We start from the raw sequence: 25,945 nt of genomic DNA, 5'->3' as shown, positions 1-25,945 counted from the left end.
ACGTCGCGTCAGACGTGGGCGACGCGCTGCTGCAGGCGGCTGCGGATATCGAAAAGCTCGGTCCCGCCGATCTCCCGGGCGCCCGCGACGCCCTGCCGCAGCAGCGTCGACAGGGCGCTGCGGGATGCCACCGCCACGGGTGTGCCGCGCACCTTCCCGAGCTGAGTGATCGCATCGAGCGTGTCGCCGTCGGGGAGGACCACGATCGCGCCACTGAAGCGCACACCCGCCGCGCGCCCGATCAGGCGCAGTCCGCCGACGAGCTGCGACACGGGAGACCCGACGACGTTCGGCCCCACGATCTCTCCCCGGCGGAAGCCGACGGGCCCGCCGAAGTCTTCCGAGAGCACGGCGTACAGTCCGCTGGGTCCGAGCACGACGTGGTCGATCTTCTCGTCGGGATTCCCCTCGCGGGATGCGGCGACATCGTGCCACACGGTGTACCCCATCCCGAGGTCGGCGACGATGCGGGCGGTGGCCTCCTCGGCGAGGGCGTCGGCGAGGAGGCGGCGCAGGTCGTGCGGTGCCGAGCGCACCAGCGACGGTTCGTACGGATCGGGGATCTCGACGCCGCGACCCACCCACTCGCGGATGAGCGTGAGGTAACGCTCTCGGCGCCATCCGCCCGGCTGACCGTAGGTGCGGGCGCGCGGCCGGGTGTCGGGGCGGGGTGCCGACGCCGAGGCGGGACCTGCCCACTCCGGGCTCGCGGAGCCCCGGCCGCGATCGTAGGCCGCCCGCGCTGCGGGGGTTCCGATCAGCTCCCACGCCCGCTGCACCTGGATGAACACGGCCGCGTCGCCGCCGGCGTCGGGGTGGCTCTGGCGCAGGCGCAGGCGGTACGCACGACGAAGCGTCTCGTCATCGGCGGCCGGCTCCACACCGAGCACCTCGTAGGCAGACGCCGACACCGGGCTGTCGAACACGAATCCTCCCCCGCGCGCTGTGCAGCGCAGCATCCATCAGGCTAACCGCCGCAGACTGGACGCGGGCTGTCGACGGCGCCGGTTCCGCTCAGGCCCGGAACTGCGGCGAACCCAGCACGCGTTCCACCGTGATCTCCAGCACCACGCGCTCCGGGTTGGGCGAGGGCTGCCGGTAGCGCCGTGCGTACAGCGCGACGGCGTGGGCCACCGCATCCGGGCTCTCATCGATGCGAGCAGGTCCCTCGAAGCTGATCCACCGACGGCCATCCACGGTGTTCACGCTCGCGCGTCCGGTCCGCTGGACGTTGAGGAACTTCTGCGAGCCGCGACTGCCGATCACCCGCACGGAGCCGTCCTCATAGGTGATGCCCACCGGGACGGAGTGGATGCGTCCGTCGCGGCCCAGGGTGGAGAGCGTAGCCAGGTGGTACTCGCTGAGGAAGGCCAGCGCTTCGTCGGTGATCACTCCCTCAGGGTGCCATGCCTCGCCCGGCGGACGTCACGCGCGAGGCGTGGCGGTCTCGCTCCGCCTGCGCCGACACGTCACGCGTCCCAGAGGGAAAGCGCGGGCGTATAGGCGAAGGCGTCGGCGATCAGCTGCTCCGGAGCATCCGGCTGCCAGCGGGGAGAGCGGTCTTTGTCGATCAGCTGCGCGCGGATCCCCTCGACGAGGTCGGGCTGTGACGTGACGAACCACATCACCAGCCCGTACTCCTGCGCGAGGGCCGATTTCAGGTCGGGCAGCGCCCGCGCCCGGCGCACCGCTTCCAGCGTCACGGCGAGCGACACCGGCGACAGTGCCGTGAGGATGTCGGCGGCTTCGGATGCCTCGGGTTCGGGCCGCGTCCGCAGACGGTCGACGATCTCGGCCACCGTTTCTCCGGCGAACGCCTCATCGATCCACGACCGTGCCGCAGCCAGCGCTGAGGGCGCCGGCGTGTCGTCGAGGAGGAGCACGAGTTCCGCCGGTCCGGTCGGATGCGCGCGCGTGGCCAGTGCGTCGCGGAGCGCTTCGATCCGGGCCGTCGGCACGAGATGGTCGGCGAAACCGGCATAGATGGCGTCCGATGCATCCATCGCCGCCCCCGTGAGCGCGAGGTATTCGCCCAGCCGGCCCGGCGCGTGGGCCAGCAACCACGACCCGCCCACGTCCGGGGTGAATCCGATCCGCGTCTCGGGCATCGCCAGGCGCGAGCGTTCGGTGACGACGCGGATGGCGGCGTGTCCGGCGAGTCCGATCCCGCCGCCCATGGTGATGCCGTCGGCCAGCGCCACGACCGGCACCGGCGACGATGCGATCGCGGCGTTCAGCCGGTACTCGTCGCGGAAGAAATGCGCCGTGTCTTCGATGCGGCCCCCGACGATCTGCTGGTACAGCTGACGGACGTCGCCGCCCGCGCAGAAGCCGCGGTCGCCCGCGCCGTCCAGCAGCACCACGTCGACGGCCGCGCTGGACTGCCATCCGGTGAGGGCTGCAGCGAGGTGCTGGATCATGCTGTGACTGAGTGCGTTGAGCGTCTTCGGCCGGTTGAGCGTGAGCCGTCCGAGGCTCCCCGCGACGCGCACGAGGACGTCAGCATCCTCCGCGTCCATCGTGTTCACCACGCCGCCACGTTACCGGCCGCCGCACCCGAGCCGGGCGAAGTCCCGCGCAATCCCGGGGAATCCGGGAAGATAGGGGCAATCGCACAACGACGAGAGGTTCGGCATGCCCGAAGGACAGGTGCTGGAATTCTCCGGCGTCACCAAACGCTTCGGCTCCGTCACCGCCGTTTCGGATCTGACCACGCGGGTCGAGCCCGGCCAGGTGACCGGGTTTCTCGGTCCGAACGGCGCCGGCAAGACCACGACCCTGAGCATCCTGTTGGGTCTCGTCCGCGCCACCGAAGGCTCGGCGACGATCGGCAGGGTCCCCTATGCACAGCTCCGCCGGCCCCTGCAGTCGGTGGGCGCGGTGCTGGAATCGTCGAGCTTCCACCCGGGCCGCACCGCCGCGAACCATCTCACCGTCTACGCACAGGCTGCCGGCATCCCCCGTGCGCGCGTCGACGAGGTGCTGGGCATCGTCGGGCTGGCGGATGCGGCGGGCCGCAAGGTCGGCGGATTCTCGCTCGGCATGCGCCAGCGACTCGGCCTCGCCTACGCGCTGCTCGGCGACCCCGGCGTGCTGGTGCTCGATGAACCGTCGAACGGCCTCGACCCCGAGGGCATCCGGTGGATGCGGGGGCTGCTGCGCAGCCTCGCGGCCGAGGGGCGCACCGTGCTCTTCTCGTCGCACCTGCTCGCCGAAGTGCAGCAGACGGTCGATTCGCTGCTGATCATCACGCAGGGAAGGCTCGTCTTCCAGGGCGGCATCGAAGACCTCGCCGACGCGTCCGACCACGCGACGGTCGTCGACGCGCCCGACCGCGACGCGCTGGAGGCGGCGCTGACGGCGGCCGGCCACTCGTTCGAGGTGCTGCGAAACGGACTGACCGTGCGGACGGCGGAGCCCGCGGAAGTCGGGGCTCTGGCCGCCGCCGCCGGGATCCCCCTCTCCGGCCTGCAGCGCCGTGGTGCGACGCTCGAGGACGTCTTCCTCGAGCTCGTCAGCGGCGCCCGCATCCACCCCAGCGCCGGTGGCGACCCCAGCGCCGGAGGCGACCCCGGCTCCGTCCTGCCCGCCGCCGTCCCGTCCGACGCCGCATCCACCCCCGCCGCCGTCGTGTCCGACGCCACATCCACACCCACCGGCCCCGCCGCATCCACCCCCGCGGCCGTCGCCGCATCAGGAGATGTCGCGGACACAGGACACATCGCCGAAGATCGGCCTGATCTCGCCGCATCTCCTGATCCGGATGCACCGGACGACGACCCCACCGGGATCGCCCCCGCCGCGGCCACTCCCGCCCCCTTCCCCGCCGCATCCACCCCCACCGGCGACGCCGCATCAGGAGATGTCGCGGACACAGGACACACCGCCGAAAATCGGCCTGATCTCGCCGCATCTCCTGATCCGGATGCACCGGACAACCCGGACGCCACGGACACCCCCGACACCCCGGACGGGGCGTCACCAGAGGTCGAGCCGGGCCGGGCGCGTCACGAGCCGCCCCTGGTCACCGCCTCCTTCGCTGTCGCCTCCACCGGCGTGATCGACATCGTCCCGCGAGAGGCGAACAGCCCCGATCCCGTGAACGCCCCGCACACCGAGGAGGGGGACCAGCGATGAGCCTCATCTCCGCGAGCCGTTCCGAGCTCACGAAGCAGTTCACCACCGCCATCTGGTGGATCCTCGGGCTCGTCATGGTGCTCTACATCGGACTCACCGCGGCCGGCTTCGGCTTCCTCCTCGCCTCGCTCGCGACGGGCGCCCTCGGCGGCGCCGCCGAGGGCCCGCAGGTGCCGGCCGACATGCTGCCACCCGTGATCTACAGCATCGCCACGTCGTTCGGCTACGTCTTCCCGCTCCTCGTCGGAACGCTCATGGTGACGACGGAGTTCCGCCACAAGACCCTCACCCCCACCTTCCTGGCCACCCCCCGCCGCGGCGTCGCGCTGGCCGGGAAAGTCGTCATCGGCGTGGTGATGGGTGTGCTCTTCGGCGTCCTGGGCCTGATCGCGACGGTCGTGCCGGGCGCGATCGTCCTCAGCGCATCGGGCCTGGAAACCGGCCTCGGCTCGTCGGACACCTGGGCGCTCGCAGGGCGGATGGTGCTCGCCTTCGTGCTGTGGACACTCGTCGGTATCGGGGTGGGGTCAGTCGTGCGCAACCAGGTGGTCGCGATCGTCGTCGTGCTCGCTTTCACGCAGTTCATCGAACCGATCGCGCGGCTCGCGGGCGGCTTCGTCGACGCCCTCGAGCCGGTCGTGCGGGTGCTCCCGGGCGCCGCCAGCGACGCGCTGGTGGGGGCGAGCGCCTTCTCGATCAGCATGCCCACGACCAGCGACCCGATCCCCTGGTGGGCCGGCGGCCTCGTGCTGCTCGCCTACGCGCTCGTGTTCCTCGTCGTCGGACAGTTCACGAGCTGGCGGCGCGACGTCAACTGACGCCGGGTACGACGACCGGACGCTTCGGCCGCGCCTTTCCGGCCTTCGCCGGGGTGGGGGCGGCGAGGATGGCGACGTCCTCCGGCTCGTCGGCGACATCCTTGAGCCGCAGCGCCTGTACGAGCGCCACCCCGTGACGGGTCGTGAGCACGAGCCGCTCGAACTCCTCGTGCTCGTGGAGGTCGATCACGACGCTCGGCCGGCGACGGCGGATGACCGCGAAGTCGGCGCCGGACGCCGACTTCCACGTGCCCATGGCGAGCGCTCCGGGCAGATAGGTCCCGGGGCTCGGCACGCCGCGCAGCCACGTCCACGCGTCATCCGTCAACTGCGCCCGGACGATCTGCTCGCGAGGCACAACGACCTTGCGGTGGCGGAAGGACACCGCCCTTTCGACGGTCGAGAGCACGACCTCCAGCTGCGACGAGTCGAGCAGCAGGGTCACCATGCGTCTAGTCTGCCAGCGCGCCCCGACCGCCACACGCGCGGATGCTCACAGGTCGGCAACGATCCGCCCCTCCCCGCCCCCGGGACCTCGCACTTTCCTGCCTGAGTCGACGCCGCCGCAGCGGAGCCGCCCCCTCCCCCAGCGGGATAGCCTGAAACCATGACCACCGGCAGCGCGGTGCCCCAGGCGAGACCGCAGTATTCGCCGGTTCGGGATGTTCGCGACGTGCTCGCGCGATCGGCGGCGGGTCACGCCCTGGACGCCGACGACGCTTCCGTGCTCCTGACCGCGAACGGCGACGATCTCGACGCCCTCCTGCACGCCGCGGGCGCCATGCGCGACGTCGGCCTCGCCGCGGCCGGGCGGCCCCGCGTGATCACCTACTCCCGCAAAGTGTTCGTGCCCCTGACGACGCTCTGCCGCGACCGGTGCCACTACTGCGTCTTCGTCGACACCCCCGGTCAGCTGTTCAAGAAGCGCAAGCCGGCGTACATGTCGCCCGAGCAGGTGCTCGCCGTGGTGCGCCAGGGGCAGGCTCTCGGCTGCAAGGAGGCCCTGCTCACGCTCGGCGACCGGCCGGAGGATCGCTGGCCGGAGGCGCAGGCGTGGCTCGACGAGCACGGTTACGCGTCGACCCTCGACTATGTCGGCGCGATCGCGCGGCTCATCACCGCCGAGACGGGGATGCTCGCGCATCTGAACCCCGGCGTCATGTCGCACGACGAGCTCGGGATGCTCCGCCCCACGGCCCCCTCGATGGGCATGATGCTGGAGACCACGTCCGAGCGGCTGTTCCGCGTGCCCGGCCAGGTACATTTCGGTTCCCCGGACAAGGACCCGGCACTGCGGCTCGCGGTGATCGAGGACGCCGGGCGCCAGCGCATCCCCTTCACCACCGGCATCCTCGTCGGCATCGGCGAGACGCTGCGCGACCGCGCCGAGTCGCTCCTCGCGATGCGCGACCTGCACGAGCGGTACGGGCACGTGCAGGAGATCATCGTGCAGAACTTCCGCGCGAAGCCGCACACCGCGATGCAGGGGGCGCCCGATGCCGACCTGCTCGAGTACGTCGCCGCCGTCGCCACCGCACGACTCGTCTTCGGACCCGGCATGCGCATCCAGGTGCCGCCAAACCTCTCCGACCCCACGGAGTTCGCGCTGCTGATGCGCGCCGGCATCGACGACTGGGGCGGGGTGTCGCCGCTGACGGCCGACCACGTCAACCCCGAGCGGCCCTGGCCGCACCTCGACGACCTCGCCCGCTTCACGGCCGATGCGGGGTTCGTCCTGCGCGAGAGGCTCACGGCGCATCCCGAGTTCGTCCGCGATGCCGTGGGATGGATCGACCCTGGGCTCCACGACGCCGTCGCGGCGCTGGCCGAGCCCGACGGGCTGGCGGCCGATGTACAGCCGGCCGCGCTTCCCCGTGTCCGTCATTCCGGAGACGCGCCGAGCCGACGGGCCGCCACGACCCCGGATGCTCCGGATCTCCTGAGTTCGGCGCGCTCGAGCACCGTGACCGCGCTCGCCGAGCGGGCCGCGAGCGACCCCCTCACCCTCGATGACGCGGAGTGGGAGACACTGCTCACCGCCACCGGCGCCGACCTCGACATCCTCGCCGCGACCGCCGACGACGTACGCCGGTACACCGTCGGCGAGACCGTCAGCCTCGTGGTCAACCGCAACCTCACGTCCGCCGGATTCCTTGCGGCCGGCCGCACGGCGGCGGGCACGTTCGGCCTCGCCGATGTCGCGGCCATCGCCGCGGATGCCGCGGACCTCGGCGCTACAGAGCTCTGCATCCAGGGCCGGCTTCCCGACACCGAGGATCCGGCCGCGTACCTCGACATGGTGCGCGCCGCGAAAGCCGCTGCGCCCGGGCTGCACCTGCACGCCTATCGACCGCAGGATGTGTGGGACCTTGCGGACCGCTCGGGCCTCGGCCTCGATGGCGCGCTAGCCGCGCTCCGCGACGCCGGTGTCGACACGGTTCCGGGCACGGGCGTGAAGATCCTGAGCGAACGCGTCCGCGCACTCGTGGCGCCCGGAGATCTGGACATCGACCGCTGGGTCGAGGGGATCACCGCGGCGCACCGCGCCGGGTTCTCCTCCACGTCGGTGCTCTTCTACGGGCACGTCGAGACCGCGGGCGAGCGCATCGCGCATCTGCGGGCGCTGCGCCGCATCCAGGACGCTTCGTCAAGCTCAGCGGCCGGGAGCGCACACTCGGCGGGCGGGAGCGCACACTCAGCGGGCGGGGGCGGCTTCACCGAGTTCGTCCCGATCCCGCTCCCCGGGCACGGCACCCCCCTCGTCCCGGGCCGGGCGCCCCTGGACGAACACCGGGCCATGGTCGCCGTGTCGCGGCTGATGCTCTCCGGCAGCATCCCGCACATCCAGATCGCGTGGACTCGCGTGGGTCGCGAGGCTGCCGCGACGCTCCTGGGCGCGGGGGGCGACGACCTCGGCGGGACGCTCCTCGACGGCCGCGTGCTGCCGGACACCGGCATCGAGCAGGGCCTCGAGCTCCCCCTCGCCGACGCGGAGCGAATCGCCGCACGCCTGTTCCGCCCGTTCCGCCAGCGCACGACCGACTATCGGACGCCCCATCAGGCGCACGGTCCGGACGCCGCGCAGGCGCACGGAACGGCTCAGGAACAGGCACCAGGCGCGTCCCCGGGGCACGTCCCCGCGTACCGATCGACGGCGGCCCCCCGGTGACCCGCACGCAGGTCGCGATCATCGGCGCGGGCTTCGCCGGAATCGGCATGGCGATGGCGCTTCGCCGAGCCGGCCGGGAGGACTTCGTCGTCCTCGAACGCGGAGCATCCGTCGGCGGCACGTGGCGCGATAACACCTACCCGGGTGTCGCCTGCGACGTTCCGTCCCACCTGTACGGGTTCGCCGCGCATCCGAATCCGCGGTGGTCGGCCAGCTTCGCCCCCGGCCCCGAGATCCACCGGTACCTCGCGGATGTCGCGGACGCGGAAGACCTCGGCGATCGCCTTCGCCTGCGCACCCCGATGCTCGGCGCGGAGTGGGATGCCGATTCCTCCGTGTGGCGGATCGACACCGGTGCCGAGCCCGTCGTCGCCGACGCCCTCGTCCTGGCGTGCGGGCGCCTGACCGAGCCCGAGGTTCCCGCCATCCCCGGCCTGGAAACCTTCCCCGGGCCGATCTTCCATTCCGCCCGCTGGGACCACGAGACACCCCTCGCCGGCGCGCGCGTCGCAGTGGTGGGCACCGGCGCCAGCGCCGTGCAGATGGTGCCCGAGCTTGCGCGCCTCGCCGCCCACGTCACCCTCTTCCAGCGCACTCCCGCGTGGATCGTGCCGCGGGGCGCGTCGGCGTACACCCCCGACGAGCAGCGCCGCTTCGCCGAGCACCCCGGCGAGCTCGCGCGCCTGCGCGCCGAGCTGTACGCGGACGGGGAGGCACGCTTCGCGTCCCGCTCGGGGGATGCTTCGGCCGCGGCCGAGGCCCGCGACGTCGCGCTTGCACACCTCGCGGCGCAGATCGCCGACCCCGCGCTCCGGGCCGCGCTGACCCCCGACTACGACTTCGGCTGTAAGCGAGTGCTCCTCTCCGATGAGTTCTACCCCGCCGTCGCATCCGACGCCGTCACCCTCGAGCCCTCCGCCCTCGCCGAAGTGGCAGGCTCAACCCTCGTCTCCGCCGCGGACGGGCGGTTCACGGCCGACGTGATCGTGCTCGCGACGGGGTTCGCGGCGTCACAGCAGCCGTACGCCGACGTCGTTCGGGGCGACGGTGCCACGACGCTTGCCGAACACTGGGCCGCCGGGATGACGTCGTTCGGGTCGACCGCCGTGTCGGGATTTCCCAACATGTTCGTGCTGAACGGACCCAACGCCAGCCTCGGACACAACTCCTCGGTGCTCATGATCGAAGAGCAGGCCGCGTACGTCGTCCGCGCCCTCGCGCTTCGCGACCGCCGGCCGGACAGCGTGCTGCGCGTGCGGCCGGAGGCGGAAGCGGCCTACACCTCCGAGATCGTCGCCGCCGCCGCATCTACGCCGTGGATGACCGGCGGATGCCGCAACTGGTACGTCGACGCACGGTCGGGGCGGCTCACCCTGCTCTGGCCGGGCACGGTGCAGGCGTTCCGCGAGCGCCTGGCGGGCGCCGACGGATCCGAGTTCGAAACCGATCACGCCTCCATCCGCGGGGCAGCAAGGGGAGACACATGAGCGTTCCGCTGAGGTTCGGGTACAAGGCCTCGAGCGAACAGTTCGGTCCGACCGAGCTGCTCGATTTCGCCGTCCTGGCCGAGGAGATGGGGTTCGACTCCGTTTTCCTCTCCGACCACTTCCAGCCCTGGATGCACGACGGCGGTCACGCCCCGGCGGCACTGCCGTGGATGGGTGCGCTCGGACAGCGCACGTCGCGGATCATCATGGGGACGTCGGTGCTGACGCCGACCTTCCGTTACCACCCGGGCGTGATCGCGCAGGCGTTCGCGACCCTCGGGGTGATGTACCCCGGCCGCGTCATCCTCGGCGTGGGCACGGGCGAAGCACTGAACGAAGTGACCCTGGGGCTGGAGTGGCCCGATCCGCCCGAGCGGTTCCAGAGGCTCAAGGAAGCGATCACGCTCATCGAGAAGCTCTGGGACGGTGAGCGGGTCACCTTCGACGGCACGTACTACTCGGTCAAGGACGCCACGGTCTACGATCGCCCGCCCGCCGACCAGAAGGTGCCGATCTACATCGGCGCGTCCGGGCCGGCCGCCACGCGCCTCGCCGGCCGCGTCGCCGACGGCTACATCACGACCAGCGGCAAGGCGCCCGAGCTGTACACCGACACGCTGCTGCCCGCGCTGAAGGACGGGCTGCAGAAGGCCGGTCGCCCCGAGGACGCGATCGACACGATGATCGAGGTCAAGGTTTCGTACCACCCCGACGCGGACATCGCGCTGGAGAAGACCCGGTTCTGGGCGCCCCTGGCCCTCTCGGCCGAGGAGAAGATGGGCGTGCACGATCCCATCGAGATGCAGCGCCTGGCCAAGGAGCTGCCGATCGAGCGCGCCGCATCCCGGTTCATCGTGTCGACAGACCCCGAAGAGCACGTGGAGAAGATCGCGCGATACGTTGAACTCGGCTTCCGCCATCTCGTGTTCCACGATCCGGGCGCGGATCAGCGCGAATTCTTACGCATGTACGGCGCGGAGATCCTCCCCCGCCTCCGCGCACGCTTCGCCTGACCCGCTCCCCGGCCGCCCGCACGCCCGGACCTCGCGCACCCCGCACCCGCTTTCCCGCACCCGCACCCCGCACACCCCGCCCCGCAGCCCGCTTTCCCGCACCCGCACCCCGCACACCCCGCCCCGCAGCCCGCTTTCCCGCACCCGCACCCCGCACTCCGGCCCCCGCAGCCGACTCCCGCGCCGAACTCAGGATGGACGTACCGAATGACCCCGAAACGACCCGTGGAACCGGTTGGCGACACGAACGAGCCTGAGTACGGGCAGCGGACGGACGGGTGGACCGTGATCGTCCCGGTCAAGGCGGCCGATACCGGCAAGTCGCGCCTCGCCGATGCCGGCGGCGACCGGATGGCCCTGGCCCGCGCCATCGCCCTGGACACGATCGCCGCCGTGGCCGAGGCGACGCAGGTCGCGCGCATCCTCGTGGTCACCGACGATCCCGAGGTCTCGGCCTCGGCCGCACGGTGGCGTGCGGTCGAGGTGGTGCGCGACGGGGATGCCGCGGGGCTGGACGCCGCCGTGGCCCTCGGTGCGCAGGCGGCGGGCACCGGGGTGCCGCGCGCCGCCCTGCTGGGCGATCTGCCTGCATTGCGGCCTGCCGATCTGGATGCCGCCCTCGAGGCGGCCGCATCACTCGAGCGGGGGCTGGTTCCCGACGCGGAAGGCACCGGGTCCACACTCGTCACCGCGCGAGCCGGCGCCGTGTGGACATCCGCGTTCGGCGAAGGGTCGGCCGAGCGGCACCGGCTCCTCGGCTGCACCGTGATCGATCTGCCGGAGGACTCGTCGCTGCGGCGCGACGTCGACACGCCGGCGCAGCTCTCCGAGGCCGCGGGCCTCGGCCTCGGCCCGCGGACATCCGCCCTCCTCGGCGCCGCCTACGCCCGCTGACCCGCCTCCGCCCTTCCCGTTCGCGCGAGCGCACGACCTCGTGTCGAATGTATGACGTTCCTCCGCGCACAGGCCGTGCGGTCGGCACGATGTCGTGCACTCGCGTGCAGCGCGGCGGGGTGGGGCGGGGCGCGGTCGGGTCAGGATGCGGCGGCGAGGGCCGCGTCAGCGATCGCGGATGACGCCGAGACGTCGGTCATCCACAGCGGCGCGACGATGCAGCGGATGCCGGATGCCTCCACCGCAGGCGAGGCGGAGGCATCCTCGTCCGCGATGAGCCACGCGTCGAGCACCCCGCCGGCCGAGCGCGCGCCGTAGTGGGCGGCGACGGCAGCGGCGGAGGTTTCCACTCCGATCGCGGTGAGGCACACGTCCGCCATGCCCCGCACCACCCGTCCGCCGATGATCGGAGAAACGCCCACGACGGCGGATGCCCCCGCCAGCGCCTCGCGGATGCCCGGCACAGCCAGGATGGGTCCGATCGACACGACCGGGTTCGACGGAGCGATCAGCACCACGTCCGCAGCCGCGATGGCCTCGACGACACCCGGGGCGGGCGTCGCCGCCGCGATACCCGGGTTGTCGAAGCGTACGGGGGTGAGCGCCGCGCGGTGGCGCGTCCACCACTCCTGGAAGTGCAGAGCCCGCTCGGCGGCGCCGTCGTCGTCGCGCACGGTGACGATCGTGTCGACTTCGTCGTCCGTCATCGGCAGGAGACGCGCTCCGAGATCCCAGCGCTGCGCCATCCGGGCCAGCACCTGGGTGGGCGTGAGGCCCTCGCGGAGCCATCCGGTGCGGGCGAGGTGCGTCCCCAGGTCGAGGTCGCCGAGCGTGAACCACGGCCAGCCCGCGCCCCACGCGGAGAGCTCCTCGTTGACCCGCTCGGTGTCGCCGGCCCGGCCCCAGCCGCGAGAGGTGTCGTTCACGCCGGCCAGCGCGTACGTGATCGAGTCGATGTCGGGCTGCAGCCGCACGCCCGAGAGCCACAGGTCATCGCCGGTGTTGACCACGACCGTGGCCTCGGGGGCCCCGCGCCGGGCCAGAGCGGCCCGAACCCCGAGCGTGAATTTCGCCCCGCCGACCCCGCCGGCCAGCACGACCACGCGCGGTCCGCTCACGCGGCACCGCCCGCCGGTGTTGCCGCGGGCGCCCCGGCGTCGATCACGCGGACATCGCCGGCCGAGGGGCGGATGCGGCCGCCCGCGCCGCGGCGGGAAGGGCCTCGACCACGCGCGCCACAGCGTCGTCATCGTGCGCGGCGGTGAGGAACCACGCCTCGTAGACGCTCGGCGGCAGGGAGACGCCCGCGTCGAGCATCGCGTGGAAGAACGGCGGGTAGCGCCACGCGTCCTGGGTGAGGGCCGTGGCGTAATCGCGCGGCACGTCGGGGAGGAACGCCACCCCGAACAGCGACCCGGCACGCGGCACGGCGTGGATCACGCCTTCGGCGGCGAGCGCGGCCGAGAGGGCGTCGGCGATCGTGGATGCCGCGGCATCCACCCGCGCGTACACCTCGGGGGTCGCGAGCCGCAGCGTGGCGAGCCCGGCGGCGACCGAGAGCGGATTCCCCGACAAGGTGCCGGCCTGGTACACCGGTCCGGTGGGGGCGAGGGCATCCATCACGTCGGCGCGTCCGCCGAGCGCCGCCAACGGCATCCCGCCACCGACGACCTTGCCGAAGGTGAACAGGTCGGGCGTGTAGTGCTCTCCGGCGGCGGCCTGCAGTCCCCAGAAACCGGCGGGATGCACGCGGAAGCCCGTGAGCACCTCATCGAGGATCAGGAGCGCCCCGTGCGCGTGGGCGATGTCGGCCAGCGCGGGGTTGTATCCGGGGAGCGGCGGGACGACCCCCATGTTCGCGGATGAGGCCTCCACGATGATCGCTGCGATCCGGTCGCCGTGCGCGGCGAAGGCCTCCCGCACGGCGTCGAGGTCGTTGTAGGGCAGCACGAGGGTCTGCGCCGCGATGGGAGCGGGGACGCCCGCCGACCCCGGCAGGGCGAGGGTGGCGACACCGGAGCCGGCGGCGGCCAGGAGCCCGTCGGAGTGCCCGTGGTAATGGCCGGCGAACTTCACGAGGAGGTCGCGGCCGGTGACACCGCGGGCGAGGCGGATCGCGGTCATCGTCGCCTCGGTGCCCGTGGAGACCAGACGCACCTTCTCGACCGGGTGCCGCGTCTCGGTCGCTCCGCTCCCTGGATCAGCGACCGGCGCCGCGGTGACACGGGAGACGATGAGGTCGGCGAGCTCCACCTCCGCCGCGGTGGGTGCCCCGAACGACAGGCCGCGGGATGCCGCATCCTGGACCGCCGCGACCACCTCGGGATGGGCGTGCCCGAGAAGCGCGGGCCCCCACGAGGCGACGAGGTCGACGTAGGTGCGACCCGCCTCATCCGTCACCGTGGCGCCGGAGGCCGAGGCGAGGAACCGGGGCGTACCGCCCACGGATCCGTACGCCCGCACGGGCGAGTTGACCCCGCCCGGGATGACAGCCCGTGCCCTCTCGAACCAGTCGTCGTTGCGGTCGGTCATGTGCGGTTTTCCTTCCAGCCACGTCGGAGAATGTCGCGAAGGTCGGAGGATGCGAGGGAAATCGTCCGACGACGGCGCGATCCTCCGACGTTCACAGGTCGGCGCGGAGCCAGCGGGCGGCCTCGGCTGCCCAGTACGTCAGGATGGCGTCGGCACCGGCGCGGCGGATCGCCAGGAGGCTCTCCGAGATCGCACCACGGCGGTCGATCCAGCCGTTGGCGGCGGCGGCTTCGACCATGGCGTACTCGCCCGAGACCTGGTACGCCCACACGGGCACGTCCACGGCGCCGCGTACCTCGGCGAGCACGTCGAGGTACGGCAGGGCCGGCTTCACCATCACGACGTCGGCGCCCTCGTCGACATCGATCAGCGCCTCGCGCACACCTTCGCGGCCGTTGCCGGGGTCGAGCTGGTACGTGCGGCGGTCGCCGGTGAGCTGCGAGTCGACGGCCTCACGGAAGGGTCCGTAGAACGCTCCCGCGTACTTCGCCGAGTACGCCAGCAGCAGCGTGTCGGTGTACCCCTCGGCATCCAGTGCCGCGCGCACGTACGCCACCTGGCCGTCCATCATGCCGGAGAGCCCGAGCATCACCGAGCCGGCACGGGCCTGCGCGAGACCCATGGCGGCGTACCGCTCCAGCGTCGCGTCGTTGTCGACGCCTCCGCGGCCGTCGAGGACGCCGCAATGCCCGTGGTCGGTGAATTCGTCCAGGCACAGGTCGGTCTGCACCACGAGCGCGTCGCCCACCTCCGCCACGATCGCCTCGGTCGCGACGTTGAGGATGCCGCGGGGGTCGTCGGCTCCGGATCCGACGGCGTCGCGCACCGCCGGCACGCCGAACAGCATGACTCCGCCGACGCCGGCCTCAGCCGCATCCACGGCCGCCGCGCGAAGTGAGTCGAGCGTGTGCTGATGTACGCCGGGCATCGACGAGATCGGCGCGGGTTCCGCGATCCCCTCGCGGACGAACAGGGGCAGGACCAGCTGCGACGGAACGAGATGCGTCTCGCGGACCAGCCGCCGAACGGCGGGGGTCTGGCGGAGGCGGCGCGGCCGATGCGAGGGAAAGCTCACGGCTGCAGTTCGTCCGCGGCGTGCGGGAGGGAGAAGCGGGAGACCGCGTCGATCAGGGCATCCACGGTCTGCTGGTCGGCGATGACATCGACGCTCAGTCCGGAGCGACGTGCGTCCTTCGCGGTGCGCGGGCCGATCGCGGCGATGACGGTCGTCTCCGGAATCTCAGTGAATTGCTCGTGCACCTGCTCGGCGACGGATCCGCTCGTCACGAGGATCGCATTGATCCTGCCGGACGCGACGTCCTGCGCGATCCGCTCGGTGACGGGCACGCCCACCGTCCGGTACGCCACGACACTGCGCACCCGGTGACCGGCTTCGGCGAGGAGGCGGGTCAGCACGGGCTTCGCGATCTCACTCCGGAGCGTGAGCACGTCACGCGGCTCGCTCTCCCGTGCGATCATCTCCTCCGCCAGTCCCGCAGCGGAGTTGTCGCGCTCGGGGACGAGGTCGACGCGATATCCGACGGCCTGGAGCGCGGCGGACGTGGTCTCGCCCACCGCAGCGATCTTGGTGTTGCCGGGGATGAGCGCGCGGTACGCATACAACACGTCCACCGTCGTTGCGCTGGTCACGGTGAGCCAGTCGAACGCCCCGGCAGCGAGCTCGGCCAGCGCCTGCTCGAGCGAGGCTTGATCGTTCGTCGGGGCGAAGTTGATGAGCGGTGCGATCACCGGCACGGCCCCCTGCTGACGCAGGGTGGCGGCGACGCCGTCACCCCACGGCCCGCCACGCGGCACCAGCACCCGCCAGCCCGCGAGGGGCTTCTCGGATGTCGGCGTATGCCGGGAGCTGTGGTTCATGGGGTCGACTCTCGTGGTACCAGGTCGGCCGCCCCGCGTTCGAGCAGCCGACGTGCAATGTCGTACCCGGTGCGCGCTGCTCGCGCGATCGGGTCCGCGCCGTCGGCAGCAATCGCACCATCGCCGCTGCCTGACTTCCCACCATACCCCGGGTCGGCCGCGGGAAGGGGCTGCATCCGGACGGTGCGGTCAAGACCGATCCGATGAGCGCCGTCCAGCGCATAAACGATCGCGCGGACCCGCAGATCGCCGTCCCGCACTTCCGCGTGCGTCCCGACGGGAGCGGAGCATCCCGCGTCCAATCCGGAGAGCACGGTGCGCTCCGCCGTCACGGCGATCCGGGTGTCGAGGTGATCGAGGGTGGCCAGCGCGGAGAGCAGTTCGGCGTCCGCGTCGGCGCGGGTCTCGACCGCGAGGGCGCCCTGGCCCGGGGCTGTCGGCCAGTCGGCGAGGCCGAGCGACTCGGCGTGCAATCCGCCGAGGTCGCCGCCGAGTCGCGAGAGTCCGGCGGCGGCGAGGATGACCGCATCCAGCTCTCCGTCGCGCACGCGGCCCAGGCGCGAGTCCACGTTGCCGCGCAGATCCTGCACGCGGACACGGGGATTGCGACGCCGAACCTGAGCGACGCGGCGCGGGGATCCCGTGCCCACGACGGTGCCGGCCACGAAGTCCGCCAGCGGCGTCCCGTCGCGGGTGATGACGACGTCGCGAGCGTCTTCGCGGGCCGGGGTGGCGGCGAGGACGAACTCCTCGGGCTGGGTGGTGGGCAGATCTTTCAGCGAGTGCACCAGCAGATCGCACCGCCCGGCGAGAAGTGCCTCCCGGAGGTTCGTGGCGAACACGCCGCGCCCGCCGATTTCCGAGAGCGAGGCGCGCGACACGTCGCCTTCACTGACGATGGGGACGAGTTCGACCTGTTGCCCGGATGCGGCCGCCAGCGCGTCGGCAACCTGCTGCGACTGGGCGAGAGCGAGCGCGCTCCGGCGGGTGCCGATCCGGAGGCTCATCGCCAGCTCACTGCAGGACCTCGGGCACGTCCTCCGGCCCGATGAGGCGTCCCGTGAAGAACGGCACCTCCTCGCGCACGTGCCGGCGAGCCTCGGTGTAGCGCAGCTCCCGCATCATGTCGACGAGGTCGGTGAGCACATCGGCCTCCATGGGAAGGAGCCACTCGTAGTCGCCGAGGGCGAAGGAAGCCACGGTGTTGGCGGTCACGCCGGTGAAGGCCGCACCCTTGCGCCCGTGGTCGGCGAGCATCGCGCGGCGCTCCTCATCGGGGAGGAGATACCACTCGTAGCTGCGGACGAACGGGTAGACGGTCAGCCACTGCTTCGCGGGGATCCCGCGGAGGAACCCCGGCACGTGGGCGCGGTTGAACTCGGCGTCGCGGTGCACGCCCATCGCGTTCCACACCGGCAGGAGCGGACGGAGCAGTTCGGTACGGCGAAGACGGCGCAGGTCGCGCTGCAGGGCTTCGGCATCCGGCCCGTGCATCCAGATCATCAGGTCGGCGTCGGCGCGCAGTCCGCTGACGTCGTAGAAACCGCGGATGCTGACACCGCCGTCCTCGATCAGCGTGACGATGTCGGCCAGCTCGGTGGCGTCGGGCTCGGACACCGGATTCTCGGGGTCGCGCCGGAGAACGGCCCAGAGCGTGAAGACGGATGCAGGGGACTCCTCGGACATACCCCCAGTCTCCCCCGCAGGCCGCGCGCGGCCAAACGCGCTCAGCGCGTGTAGGCCCGGACGGCCAGCCAGACGAGGCCGCCGACCGTCGCGGCCACCCCGACGACCGCCGCAGCGGCTCCGGCAGGATTGGTGCGGCGGAAATCGCGCGCTCGGGCGACGGCGCGATCCACGCCGTGCCCGAGGCGACGCGGCACGTTCCCCTTGATCTCGATGGCGGCCAGCGTCGCCTTCAGTTCGGCGCGGGCCTTCTCCACGGGGTCGGAAATTCCCAGCGCCACGCCCGTGCGGGGGACGGGGATCGGACGATCAACGCTCATCGCCAGCCTCCTTCACGATCCGAATGTCCTGAGCCACCGCTGATCCGGGGTTGTCCCGCGAGCTCAGCTTGCGGAAGCGCATGATCCCGAGGATCGCGAGGATGGCCACGATCACCAGCATCACGCCGAAGACCACGAGCGCCGACAGCCACACGGGCCACCAGGACGACAGCCCCGCGATCACGAACGCGAAGAACACCGGCAGCGACCAGAACAGGACGAACAGCGCGCCCACGAACCAGCCTGCGCCGATTCCAGCGTCCTTCGCCGTCTTGGCCAGCCACTTCTTGGCGGCGTTGATCTCGGCGACGACGAGATTGCGCACCAGGTCGGGGACATCCCCGAGCAGAGTGAAAAGGCTCTCGTCGGCGCGATCGCGGAACCCGCGAGGCGTCGTCATATCAGTCAGCTCCCGGTGCTGGAGGCGCTCTGGTTGCCGTTCGAGCCGCCCTGCGAGCCGTTAGAGCCGCCCTGCGAGCCGTTCGAGCCGCCCTGCGAGCCGTTCGAGCCGCCCTGCGACCCGGTGGATGAGGTGCCCGAGGTGCCCGTGGACTCGTCGGCGGCGGCCTTCTCGGCCTCCTCCATCGACTCCTCGACGGCCTCGGCAACGTCACGCGCGGCAGACTTCGCGGTGGAGGCGGCGCGCTGGGCCTTCTCCTGGACGCTGCCCGAGCCGCTCGCGGCGCTGGTGACGCGCTTCGCGCCGTCCCACAGCGCGCCCGGGACCACCTTCGCGGCAGAGGCCCCGAAGGCCTTGGCCTTGTCGACCTTCTTCTGCACCGGGTCGGTGTTCCAGACGTTTGCCGCCTGTTCCTTGATCTGCTCGTAGCGTTCGCGGCCCGCGCGACTGCCGAGTACGTATCCGGCGGCGAGGCCGATGACGATTCCTACTTTGCCCTTCATGGGGCGCTCCTCACGATTGATGATGGGAGGTGACGTGGGATCCCACAGTAGCGCCGTATGCCGCCCGCGGCATTCGCCCTTGACATCGCCGGGCGACCGGGGCAGGGTCACGCGGGCGGCGCAGACCTCCCCCACAGCAGCGCCGAGCGGATGCGGTCGGCTTCGGTGCGCGCGTCGGGCACGACCTGCGCGAGTCCGGTGCCCGCGAGCCACGCGCCCACGGCTCCCAGCCCACCGACGGCGGAGATCGCCCCCCGCGCGGCGGAGGTTGCCGCAGCGCGGCCGATCGTGGCGGCCGGCTGCGCCTGCGGGTAACGCTCGCGACGGGCACCGCGCAGATCCGCGGGGGCCAGGCGAACGCCGAGCAGCGCGGACGCCTCGGCCAGCGCGAGTTGTGCCGCCGCATCCTCGTCCAGGGCGGCGGTGGCCGGCTCCTCCCCCTGCGCACCGAAGGACACGCGGATGACGTGCCGGCCCGGTCCGGCGGCCTCGGCCACCCAGCTCCACTTCGCCGTGGAGTGCGTCAGCGCCTTGGCCGCGCGCGCACCGGGCACGGTCAGCACCCCCGAGCCACGCGGGACGGCATCCAGGTCGGCGCTGTCCACGACCAGGGTGACGACTTCGACGACGGGTGAGAGGGAGGTCTCCGCATCCAGCGCGGGAACGACCGGCGCGAGCATCGCCCGTGCGGCGCGCTCGGGGACGGCGACGACCACCGCGTCCGCTTCGACGGCGTCGTCGTCCGGGTTCTCCAGGAGCACCCGCCACCCAGCATCCCGCGGCTGCACAGCCGCGACCCGTGCGCCGGTGCGCACCTCTCCGCCGAGGTCGCGCACGCGCGCCACGAGCGCATCGACAAGGGTCGCCATCCCGCCGACGAGCCCTTCCACGGCACCACCCGGCGCCGTGGTGCGGCTCCCGCGGAGGTCGGCGACCGCGCCGCCGAGCGATCCGGTACGGGTGAGCGCCGCGTTCAATCCCGGAGCCGCCAGGTCGACGTCGATGTCATCGGGCCGGGCCGAATACACCCCGCCCGTCACCGGTGCGACCAGACGCTCCAGCACGCGGGATCCCATGCGGGTGCGCACGAGCTCGCCGAGGCTGTGCCGATGCCCGATCGTCAGCGGCGGTCGCAGCCGGTCGAGATACGCGCGCCACGACCCGGCCCACCCGATGATGCGGCGCACCTCCGGCGCCCACGGGTTGTCGGGGATGCCGAGGATGCCGCCCCGCGGCAGCGGGGCCGCCGCTCCACCGGGAAGGCCGGCGACCCACGCGCCGCCGGGGTTGGGGGCGGTCACGGCATCGCCGAGTCCGAGTTCGTCGATCAGCGCGCGCACCGTGCCGCCGCGCGTGGCGTAGCTCTCCGCACCGACGTCGAGGGTGAGTCCGTCGACCTCAGCCGACCGCACGACGCCGCCGGGGCGGTCGTCCTGCTCCAGCACGGTGACCCGCACCCCCACCTTCGCGAACTCCCACGCCGCGACCAGACCGGCGATACCGCCACCCACGATGGCGACGTGCGCCTGGCTCGCCTGCGCAGCGAGTCGGTCGAGGTCGAGTCCGCTCACGCCGACTCCCCGTGCGCTGCGGCCACGATGCGGGTGAGGACACCGGGGTCGGTGTCGGGCGGGACCCCGTGGCCGAGGTTGAGGATGTGCGCGCGAGCGGCACGGCCCCGGGTGAGGACGTCGTCCACGTGCGCGAGGAGCACCTCCTCGGGTGCGGTCAGGAGCGCGGGGTCGATGTTGCCCTGCACCGTCGTTTCCGCGCCGAGCACGGCCGCCGCCTCATCCAAAGGCAGGCGCCAGTCGACACCCACGGCGTCGGCGATGCCGCCCAGGCGCATGTCGGCCAGGAACGGTCCGGTTCCGATGCCGAAGTGGATGCGGGGCACGTCGAGTCCCTCGAGGGCTTCCCGGGAGTGCGGCGCCGCGTAGGAGCGGTAATCGGCCGTGGACAGCGATCCGGCCCACGAGTCGAACAGCTGCACGGCGGCGGCTCCGGCATCCGTCTGCGCCCGTAGGAAGGCCGCCGACACTGCCGCCAGCCACCCGGCCAGCCGGTGCCAGGAAGCCGGGTCGGCATGCATCATGGCCCGCGCGCGCAGGTGCTCCTTGGATGGCCCGCCCTCCACGAGGTAGGCGGCGAGGGTGAAGGGAGCGCCGGCGAACCCGATGAGCGGGGTGTCGCCGAGCTCTGCGGTTACGATCCGCACGGCCTCCCGCACGGGTTCTGCCGCCTCGGCGACAGCGGACGGGTCGATCGCGGTGACGCGCGCGACATCGGATGCGGTGCGCACCGGGTCGGCGAACACCGGCCCCCGTCCGGGCTCGATCTCCACGTCGATGCCTGCCAGGCGGAGCGGAATGACGATGTCGCTGAAGAAGATTCCCGCGTCGACGCCGTGGCGGCGCACCGGCTGCAGGGTGATCTCGGCCGCGAGATCCGGCGTCAGGCAGGCGTCCAGCATCCGGGTGCCCACCCGCAGCTCGCGGTACTCCGGGAGCGAGCGCCCGGCCTGCCGCATGAACCACACCGGGGTACGTTCGGGGCGGTCGCCACGGAGGGCGCGGAGGAGGGGTGCGTCGGGGGCGGGCATGTCCTCCATCCTCGCACCCGGCATCCGCGCGTCCGCTGGGCGCCGGGCGCCTGCGGCCTTCCGGCGCCCTAGTAGAGCGTGTTCCCGCCCGAGACGTTGATGGTCGCGCCCGACACGAACGAGGCGCGGTCGGAGCACAGATACACGGTCGTATCCGCGATCTCTTCCGGGCGACCGAAGCGGCGCAACGGAGTCGCGGCCTCCATGGCCGCCCGCTCCTGCGACGACAGCCCCTGTCGCATCATCGCGGTATCGATCAATCCCGGCGCGATGCAGTTGACACAGATGCCCGCGGGCCCGTACTCCTTGGCGAGACTCCGGGCCATCGTGGTCACCGCGCCTTTGGATGTCGCGTAGGGCAGTCGGGTCGACATTCCGCCAGACAGCCACGACCCCGAGGACATGATGAGGATGCGCCCTGGGATACCTCGGGCCCTCATCGCCTCGGCGGCCGCCCGCGTGAGGAAGAAGGTGGCACGGACGTTGACGTTCATGTGCTGGTCCCACTGCTCCTCGCTCACCTCGGGAACCGGGATCGCCTCGAGCATCCCCGCCAGATGTGCGACCACGTCCACGCGACCGTGCTCTCGCAGAACCCGCTGGATGACCGCATCCGCCGTCGCCTGGCCCGTCAGCGTCGCGGCGATGTGGCTGTGCCCGGTGCCGGGGAGCTCCGGCACCAGCCGCTCCAGCACCGTCTCGTCGCGATCGACGGCCACCACCGTGGCACCCTCCTCCGCGAACCGGACCGCCGTGTGACGTCCGATCCCACCGGCGGCTCCCGTCAGTAGGACGACCTTCCCTGTCAGCCCGAGATCCATGAGCCGGCGACCTAGCCGACGGGCGGAGTGAAGCTCGGGGAGAAGGCCGTCGGCTTCAGAAGCCGGCTCTCCTGGCTGACCAGCAGAGGCAGGGACACGTCGAGATAGGCCTGCCAGCCCGGGTCGCGCGCAAGAGCCGCGCGACGGGTGTCGCGATCCGCGGCGTCGGCATACCCCCAGAGATGCACCACCTGATTGAGCGCGCCACTCTCGGACGTGAAGTAACCGATCAGCGTCCCGCAGTACCGCGTGTACAACGGCAGCCCCTGCGCCGCGAACGTGTCGACGAAGTCCTGCAGGCGCCCCGGTCGAGTGGTGTAGGTCCGTTGATCGACGATCATCTCGCTCCTCGGTGCGGGTGGGTGCTGACTACTCGGGACAGAGAAGAGCCGCGACGGCCGGCTCGATGCGGCGTCACAGCGTCAGCACCAGTTTGCCGACGTGGTCGGATCGCTCCATGACCTTGTGCGCCTCGGCCACGTCTTCCAGCTCGAACGTCTGGTGCACGACCGGTCGGATCACTTTGTCGGCCAGCAGCGGCCACACGTGCTCGACGGTTCTGCCGACGATCATGGCCTTCTCCTGTGGCGACCGGGCCCGTAGCGACGTAGCGGTGACCGAGCCGCGTCGTACGAGCAGCTGCCCCAGATCCAGTTCACCGGTCGCCCCACCCTGTAGGCCGATCACAACGAGCCTCCCGTCCGTGTTGAGCACCTCGACGTTTCGCCGCAGGTAGGACGCACCCACCATGTCGAGGATCACGTCAGCCTTCATGTCCCGAGAAACCATCTCTGCCACGAAATCGGCCGTGCGGTAGTTGAGTGCGAGGTCGGCTCCGAGATCACGGCAGATCTGGAGTTTCTCGTCCGAGCCGGCTGTCGTGACGACCCTCGCTCCCGCTGCGGCGGCGAGCTGGATCGCCATCGTGCCGATTCCGCTCGACCCCCCATGCACCAAGAATGTGTCGCCGCGGCCGAGCCCACCCACCCAGAACACGTTCGACCAGACGGTCGCGGCCGTCTCCATCACCGACGCGGCCTCGACCATCGTGAGGCCGGGGGGAATCGGTGCGACCTGCCCCGCCGGCACGGTCACGAATTCGGCGTATCCGCCGGCGGAGAGCAGGGCGCACACTTTCTCGCCGACGTGACGGTCGAGCACACCGTCCCCGAGCTCCACTATCTCTCCAGCGCACTCGAGACCGAGCACGTCGGACCCACCAGGTGGGGGCGGGTAATTGCCCGCCCGCTGCACGATATCCGCGCGGTTGACGCCGGCGGCCTCGACCCTCACCAGGATCTCGCCGTGTGAAGGAACGGGCCGGGGCCGATGCACCACGGCGAGCACATCGGGTCCGCCAGGACGCACCGCGACGACCGCGCGCATCGATCCACCGCCGTCAGGTACCGTCATGGGCGCCTCGACACCACCCGAGTTGTACGCGTCATGCAAGGGCTTCGTAGATGGCCGTGATGTAGGTGTCCGCAACGTCGGAGGAGATGATGGTGCCATCCGACATCTTGTTCATCATGTACGAGATCGTGAGACCACGGTCGGGGTGCATGATGATCATGGAGCCGCCCCAGCCGCCCCAGAAGCAGATCTTCTCGTCGGGGATCGCAGGCACAGTTTCCTGCTGCGGCAGGGCGTAGCCGATCCCCCATCGCAGGGGAACCCCGAGCACCAGGTCGACCCCGTTCGCCTGCTCCTGGAAGATCAGGTCGATGGTGTCCGGGCTGAGGAGCCGGACGCCGTTGACGGTCCCCCCGAGCGAGATGGCGGACAGGATTCGAGCCATCGACCGGGCGTTGCCGTGACCGTTCACCGCACCCATGTCGGCTCGTCGCCACTCCGGGGCGTTGGCTGAGTTGGGATCTCCCTTGGGGCCGAAGAAGGTCTTCTCCATGGGGCTTCCCGGTGGCAGCTGGCTGAGGTCGAAGGCACGGTTCTTGAACGGGATGATCTCCGCCACGCGGTGGTCGTCGTGGGGCAGCGCTCCGATCTGGAAGTCGGCTCCCAGCGGCTCGGAGATCTCCGTGCGAACGAACTCCTTCAGCGTCTTGCCGCTGACGCGTCGCACCACCTCGCCGATCAGATGTCCCATGTTCGAGGCGTGGTAGCCGGAGGCGGTGCCCGGCTCCCACCACGGAGCCTGCGCTGCCAGCTGACTGGTGGACTTCTCCCAGTCGAACATGTCCTCGATCGAGAATGGAGTGTCCCACCCGGAGACGCCGGACGTGTGCGACATGATGTGGCGCACCTGGACAGCTTCTTTGCCGTTCGCGGCGAACTCGGGCCAGTAGGTCGCGACCGGTTCGAAGACGTCGAGATCGCCGCGGTCCACGAGCATCAGCGCTGCGAGGGCCGTCACGGTCTTGGTGCTGGACCACATGTTGACGATCGTGTCGGCCGTCCATGGTTTGGTGCGGTCGGCGTCCGCATACCCGCCCCACAGGTCGGCGATCATCTCGCCGTGAAGGTCGACGGCGATCGACGCGCCGACCTCTACGCCGGATTCGATGTTCTCCGCGAGCAGCGAGCGGACCTTGTCGAAGCGGGCGTCCGCGGTCCCCTGAACGGTCGGGGTCCCCTGAATGGTGTCTGTCATGGCTGAGCGCTTTCGGATAGCGGTACGGGTGCCGACGACTGCATCGGCCACGTCCTGGATGGTGGTCACACTGAATTCCTGTTTCGTCATCATGCCGAGCGGTTCGCGCCACTCTCGAGGCGGCGGGCAAGCGCGGCGTCACGGGCGGACGAGAGCGCCGCGCCTTCGCCGTTCTCGTAGGAGAAGACGCCCTGACCACTCTTTACGCCCACGTCTCCCCGATCGGCAAGGTTTTGAAGCAGGGCGGGGACGGCGAAGCGTTCCCCGAGGGTTTGTGTCAGGTAGGTGAGGATCGACGCGTACGTGTCGAGACCACCCATGTCGGCCAGACGTATCGGGCCGAAGTCGCCCAGCCTGATGCCGAAGGTTGATCGGGCGATCTCATCGATACTCTCCGCAGTCGTGAGACCCTCTTCGAGGCACCGAAAGGCCTCGGCGATGAGCGCGAACTGCAGGCGATTGCCCACGAAACCGGGGCTGTTCTTCACCACGAACGGCTTCTTGCCCACGGCTGTCATGAGCGCAAGCGCCCGAGTGACGGTTTCGGGGGAAGTGACTTGGCCCGGGACGATCTCCACTCCCGGTATCAGCTGAGCGGGGTTGTACCAGTGGATGCCGAGGAACCGGCCGGGAGTGCCGACAGCCACGGCGATCGCGTCGATGTCGAGCGCTGACGTGTTGGTGGCCAGCATCGTGTGGTTGCTCGTGGCGGCGGAGATCTCGGCCCATACGGTGTGCTTGATGCGCAATGTCTCCGGGACGGCTTCGAAGATCACGTCTGCCGTGGAGCATGCTTCGCCCAGGTCGTCCGCGATGCGGATGCGCCTCAACGCGTCCTCGGCACGCGACGCCGGCAAGCGGTCGGCCCCGACAGCAGCCGACAGACTTCTCTCGACTTCGCTGAGCCCCTTCTCGGCGAGCTCAGGAAGTCGGTCGACGAGCACGGGCGACCATCCGCCCAGGGCGAACGATTGGGCGATGCCCTGCCCCATCAGTCCGGCGCCGACAATGCAGATCTGTTCTGTCCTCGCTGACATAGTGTCATCACCGTAACCGCGGCCCTGCGGGAAAGCTATG

The 25,945-nt window shown here is 71.2% G+C and carries 26 protein-coding genes; 6 read left to right on the top strand and 20 right to left on the bottom strand.

What is annotated here, in order from left to right:
* Positions 1–8: 8 nt before the first annotated feature.
* The 3 genes from AC4FS1_RS13140 to AC4FS1_RS13130 all read right to left on the bottom strand — a co-directional run bounded on the left by AC4FS1_RS13140 (position 9) and on the right by AC4FS1_RS13130 (position 2,519).
* Positions 9–926 carry a DnaJ domain-containing protein gene (locus tag AC4FS1_RS13140; RefSeq protein ID WP_491155833.1) on the bottom strand — a complete coding sequence of 306 codons (918 nt, stop codon included), beginning with the start codon at positions 924–926 and terminating at the stop codon, positions 9–11.
* A gap of 88 nt (positions 927–1,014) precedes the next feature.
* The gene (locus AC4FS1_RS13135; protein WP_491155831.1) at positions 1,015–1,392 is read right to left on the bottom strand and encodes a PPOX class F420-dependent oxidoreductase; all 378 of its coding nucleotides are present in this window, start codon (positions 1,390–1,392) and stop codon (positions 1,015–1,017) included.
* Positions 1,393–1,469: 77 nt separating this feature from the next.
* Positions 1,470–2,519, bottom strand: a complete 1,050-nt coding sequence (locus AC4FS1_RS13130) for an enoyl-CoA hydratase/isomerase family protein (RefSeq protein WP_491156770.1) — start codon at positions 2,517–2,519, stop codon at positions 1,470–1,472.
* Between the two features lie 115 nt (positions 2,520–2,634).
* On the opposite strand from AC4FS1_RS13130, the gene AC4FS1_RS13125 reads away from it, so the two are divergent.
* Positions 2,635–4,137, top strand: coding sequence for an ABC transporter ATP-binding protein (locus AC4FS1_RS13125; RefSeq protein WP_491155829.1), 1,503 nt, complete (start codon positions 2,635–2,637; stop codon positions 4,135–4,137).
* The gene (locus tag AC4FS1_RS13120; RefSeq protein ID WP_491155827.1) at positions 4,134–4,955 is read left to right on the top strand and encodes an ABC transporter permease; all 822 of its coding nucleotides are present in this window, start codon (positions 4,134–4,136) and stop codon (positions 4,953–4,955) included. Before AC4FS1_RS13125 ends, AC4FS1_RS13120 begins: the two co-directional genes overlap by 4 nt.
* Here AC4FS1_RS13120 and AC4FS1_RS13115 read toward each other — a convergent pair.
* On the bottom strand, positions 4,948–5,403 hold the full coding sequence (locus AC4FS1_RS13115) for a hypothetical protein (RefSeq protein ID WP_491155826.1): 456 nt from the start codon (positions 5,401–5,403) through the stop codon (positions 4,948–4,950). The two genes, AC4FS1_RS13120 and AC4FS1_RS13115, sit on opposite strands and share 8 nt — an antisense overlap.
* A 159-nt stretch (positions 5,404–5,562) precedes the next feature.
* On the opposite strand from AC4FS1_RS13115, the gene cofG reads away from it, so the two are divergent.
* The 4 genes from cofG to cofC all read left to right on the top strand — a co-directional run bounded on the left by cofG (position 5,563) and on the right by cofC (position 11,518).
* The gene (cofG, locus tag AC4FS1_RS13110) at positions 5,563–8,124 is read left to right on the top strand and encodes a 7,8-didemethyl-8-hydroxy-5-deazariboflavin synthase CofG (protein ID WP_491155824.1); all 2,562 of its coding nucleotides are present in this window, start codon (positions 5,563–5,565) and stop codon (positions 8,122–8,124) included.
* Positions 8,121–9,611, top strand: coding sequence for a flavin-containing monooxygenase (locus AC4FS1_RS13105; RefSeq protein WP_491155822.1), 1,491 nt, complete (start codon positions 8,121–8,123; stop codon positions 9,609–9,611). The genes cofG and AC4FS1_RS13105 overlap by 4 nt, the downstream gene beginning before the upstream one ends.
* Entirely contained in the window at positions 9,608–10,624 is a 1,017-nt protein-coding gene (gene fgd, locus AC4FS1_RS13100) for a glucose-6-phosphate dehydrogenase (coenzyme-F420) (protein ID WP_491155820.1), read from the top strand. The genes AC4FS1_RS13105 and fgd overlap by 4 nt, the downstream gene beginning before the upstream one ends.
* A gap of 207 nt (positions 10,625–10,831) precedes the next feature.
* Positions 10,832–11,518, top strand: a complete 687-nt coding sequence (gene cofC / locus AC4FS1_RS13095) for a 2-phospho-L-lactate guanylyltransferase (protein ID WP_491155818.1) — start codon at positions 10,832–10,834, stop codon at positions 11,516–11,518.
* A 140-nt stretch (positions 11,519–11,658) separates the two neighbouring features.
* Here the strand turns inward: cofC and cofD are convergent, their stop codons facing one another.
* The 16 genes from cofD to AC4FS1_RS13015 form a co-directional block, all read right to left on the bottom strand.
* Positions 11,659–12,636, bottom strand: coding sequence for a 2-phospho-L-lactate transferase (gene cofD, locus AC4FS1_RS13090; RefSeq protein ID WP_491155816.1), 978 nt, complete (start codon positions 12,634–12,636; stop codon positions 11,659–11,661).
* A 43-nt stretch (positions 12,637–12,679) separates the two neighbouring features.
* Positions 12,680–14,050: a glutamate-1-semialdehyde 2,1-aminomutase gene (gene hemL / locus AC4FS1_RS13085; RefSeq protein ID WP_491155814.1), complete on the bottom strand. Its 1,371-nt coding sequence runs from the start codon at positions 14,048–14,050 to the stop codon at positions 12,680–12,682.
* A 91-nt stretch (positions 14,051–14,141) separates the two neighbouring features.
* Positions 14,142–15,125: a porphobilinogen synthase gene (hemB, locus tag AC4FS1_RS13080; RefSeq protein WP_491155812.1), complete on the bottom strand. Its 984-nt coding sequence runs from the start codon at positions 15,123–15,125 to the stop codon at positions 14,142–14,144.
* Positions 15,122–15,928: a uroporphyrinogen-III synthase gene (locus AC4FS1_RS13075; protein WP_491155811.1), complete on the bottom strand. Its 807-nt coding sequence runs from the start codon at positions 15,926–15,928 to the stop codon at positions 15,122–15,124. The genes hemB and AC4FS1_RS13075 overlap by 4 nt, the downstream gene beginning before the upstream one ends.
* Positions 15,925–16,941 carry a hydroxymethylbilane synthase gene (gene hemC / locus AC4FS1_RS13070; RefSeq protein WP_491156769.1) on the bottom strand — a complete coding sequence of 339 codons (1,017 nt, stop codon included), beginning with the start codon at positions 16,939–16,941 and terminating at the stop codon, positions 15,925–15,927. The genes AC4FS1_RS13075 and hemC overlap by 4 nt, the downstream gene beginning before the upstream one ends.
* A 1-nt stretch (position 16,942) precedes the next feature.
* On the bottom strand, positions 16,943–17,614 hold the full coding sequence (hemQ, locus tag AC4FS1_RS13065; protein WP_491155809.1) for a hydrogen peroxide-dependent heme synthase: 672 nt from the start codon (positions 17,612–17,614) through the stop codon (positions 16,943–16,945).
* A gap of 41 nt (positions 17,615–17,655) precedes the next feature.
* Positions 17,656–17,934 carry a hypothetical protein gene (locus AC4FS1_RS13060; protein WP_491155808.1) on the bottom strand — a complete coding sequence of 93 codons (279 nt, stop codon included), beginning with the start codon at positions 17,932–17,934 and terminating at the stop codon, positions 17,656–17,658.
* Positions 17,924–18,334 carry a phage holin family protein gene (locus AC4FS1_RS13055; protein WP_491155806.1) on the bottom strand — a complete coding sequence of 137 codons (411 nt, stop codon included), beginning with the start codon at positions 18,332–18,334 and terminating at the stop codon, positions 17,924–17,926. The genes AC4FS1_RS13060 and AC4FS1_RS13055 overlap by 11 nt, the downstream gene beginning before the upstream one ends.
* A 5-nt stretch (positions 18,335–18,339) precedes the next feature.
* Positions 18,340–18,837 carry a hypothetical protein gene (locus AC4FS1_RS13050; protein ID WP_491155804.1) on the bottom strand — a complete coding sequence of 166 codons (498 nt, stop codon included), beginning with the start codon at positions 18,835–18,837 and terminating at the stop codon, positions 18,340–18,342.
* A 107-nt stretch (positions 18,838–18,944) separates the two neighbouring features.
* On the bottom strand, positions 18,945–20,408 hold the full coding sequence (hemG, locus tag AC4FS1_RS13045) for a protoporphyrinogen oxidase (RefSeq protein ID WP_491155802.1): 1,464 nt from the start codon (positions 20,406–20,408) through the stop codon (positions 18,945–18,947).
* Positions 20,405–21,439 carry a uroporphyrinogen decarboxylase gene (gene hemE, locus AC4FS1_RS13040; protein WP_491155800.1) on the bottom strand — a complete coding sequence of 345 codons (1,035 nt, stop codon included), beginning with the start codon at positions 21,437–21,439 and terminating at the stop codon, positions 20,405–20,407. The genes hemG and hemE overlap by 4 nt, the downstream gene beginning before the upstream one ends.
* Positions 21,440–21,507: 68 nt before the next feature.
* Positions 21,508–22,260 carry an SDR family NAD(P)-dependent oxidoreductase gene (locus tag AC4FS1_RS13035; protein ID WP_491155797.1) on the bottom strand — a complete coding sequence of 251 codons (753 nt, stop codon included), beginning with the start codon at positions 22,258–22,260 and terminating at the stop codon, positions 21,508–21,510.
* Between the two features lie 11 nt (positions 22,261–22,271).
* Complete coding sequence (locus tag AC4FS1_RS13030) at positions 22,272–22,601, bottom strand: NIPSNAP family protein (protein WP_491155795.1); 330 nt, start codon at positions 22,599–22,601, stop codon at positions 22,272–22,274.
* A gap of 73 nt (positions 22,602–22,674) precedes the next feature.
* Positions 22,675–23,673, bottom strand: a complete 999-nt coding sequence (locus AC4FS1_RS13025) for an NAD(P)H-quinone oxidoreductase (protein WP_491155793.1) — start codon at positions 23,671–23,673, stop codon at positions 22,675–22,677.
* Positions 23,674–23,704: 31 nt separating this feature from the next.
* Positions 23,705–24,937, bottom strand: coding sequence for a serine hydrolase domain-containing protein (locus AC4FS1_RS13020; RefSeq protein WP_491155792.1), 1,233 nt, complete (start codon positions 24,935–24,937; stop codon positions 23,705–23,707).
* 20 nt (positions 24,938–24,957) lie between these two features.
* Positions 24,958–25,905, bottom strand: a complete 948-nt coding sequence (locus AC4FS1_RS13015; protein WP_491155790.1) for a 3-hydroxyacyl-CoA dehydrogenase family protein — start codon at positions 25,903–25,905, stop codon at positions 24,958–24,960.
* Positions 25,906–25,945: the final 40 nt, after the last annotated feature.

Source organism: Microbacterium sp. Z12_35 (assembly GCF_058310475.1).
This window is presented reverse-complemented; position numbering and strand designations above follow the sequence as displayed.

What these genes read in the sequence shown, in the direction of transcription:
- AC4FS1_RS13015 (WP_491155790.1), bottom strand. Translation starts at nt 25,905, where the DNA reads ATGTCAGCGAGGACAGAACAGATCTGCATTGTCGGCGCCGGACTGATG.
- AC4FS1_RS13130 (WP_491156770.1), bottom strand. Translation starts at nt 2,519, where the DNA reads ATGGACGCGGAGGATGCTGACGTCCTCGTGCGCGTCGCGGGGAGCCTC.
- cofC (WP_491155818.1), top strand. Translation starts at nt 10,832, where the DNA reads ATGACCCCGAAACGACCCGTGGAACCGGTTGGCGACACGAACGAGCCT.
- fgd (WP_491155820.1), top strand. Translation starts at nt 9,608, where the DNA reads ATGAGCGTTCCGCTGAGGTTCGGGTACAAGGCCTCGAGCGAACAGTTC.
- hemE (WP_491155800.1), bottom strand. Translation starts at nt 21,439, where the DNA reads ATGCCCGCCCCCGACGCACCCCTCCTCCGCGCCCTCCGTGGCGACCGC.
- AC4FS1_RS13125 (WP_491155829.1), top strand. Translation starts at nt 2,635, where the DNA reads ATGCCCGAAGGACAGGTGCTGGAATTCTCCGGCGTCACCAAACGCTTC.
- hemL (WP_491155814.1), bottom strand. Translation starts at nt 14,050, where the DNA reads ATGACCGACCGCAACGACGACTGGTTCGAGAGGGCACGGGCTGTCATC.
- AC4FS1_RS13025 (WP_491155793.1), bottom strand. Translation starts at nt 23,673, where the DNA reads ATGACGGTACCTGACGGCGGTGGATCGATGCGCGCGGTCGTCGCGGTG.
- cofG (WP_491155824.1), top strand. Translation starts at nt 5,563, where the DNA reads ATGACCACCGGCAGCGCGGTGCCCCAGGCGAGACCGCAGTATTCGCCG.
- AC4FS1_RS13055 (WP_491155806.1), bottom strand. Translation starts at nt 18,334, where the DNA reads ATGACGACGCCTCGCGGGTTCCGCGATCGCGCCGACGAGAGCCTTTTC.
- AC4FS1_RS13120 (WP_491155827.1), top strand. Translation starts at nt 4,134, where the DNA reads ATGAGCCTCATCTCCGCGAGCCGTTCCGAGCTCACGAAGCAGTTCACC.
- hemQ (WP_491155809.1), bottom strand. Translation starts at nt 17,614, where the DNA reads ATGTCCGAGGAGTCCCCTGCATCCGTCTTCACGCTCTGGGCCGTTCTC.
- AC4FS1_RS13075 (WP_491155811.1), bottom strand. Translation starts at nt 15,928, where the DNA reads ATGAACCACAGCTCCCGGCATACGCCGACATCCGAGAAGCCCCTCGCG.
- AC4FS1_RS13030 (WP_491155795.1), bottom strand. Translation starts at nt 22,601, where the DNA reads ATGATCGTCGATCAACGGACCTACACCACTCGACCGGGGCGCCTGCAG.
- AC4FS1_RS13115 (WP_491155826.1), bottom strand. Translation starts at nt 5,403, where the DNA reads ATGGTGACCCTGCTGCTCGACTCGTCGCAGCTGGAGGTCGTGCTCTCG.
- AC4FS1_RS13050 (WP_491155804.1), bottom strand. Translation starts at nt 18,837, where the DNA reads ATGAAGGGCAAAGTAGGAATCGTCATCGGCCTCGCCGCCGGATACGTA.
- AC4FS1_RS13035 (WP_491155797.1), bottom strand. Translation starts at nt 22,260, where the DNA reads ATGGATCTCGGGCTGACAGGGAAGGTCGTCCTACTGACGGGAGCCGCC.
- AC4FS1_RS13060 (WP_491155808.1), bottom strand. Translation starts at nt 17,934, where the DNA reads ATGAGCGTTGATCGTCCGATCCCCGTCCCCCGCACGGGCGTGGCGCTG.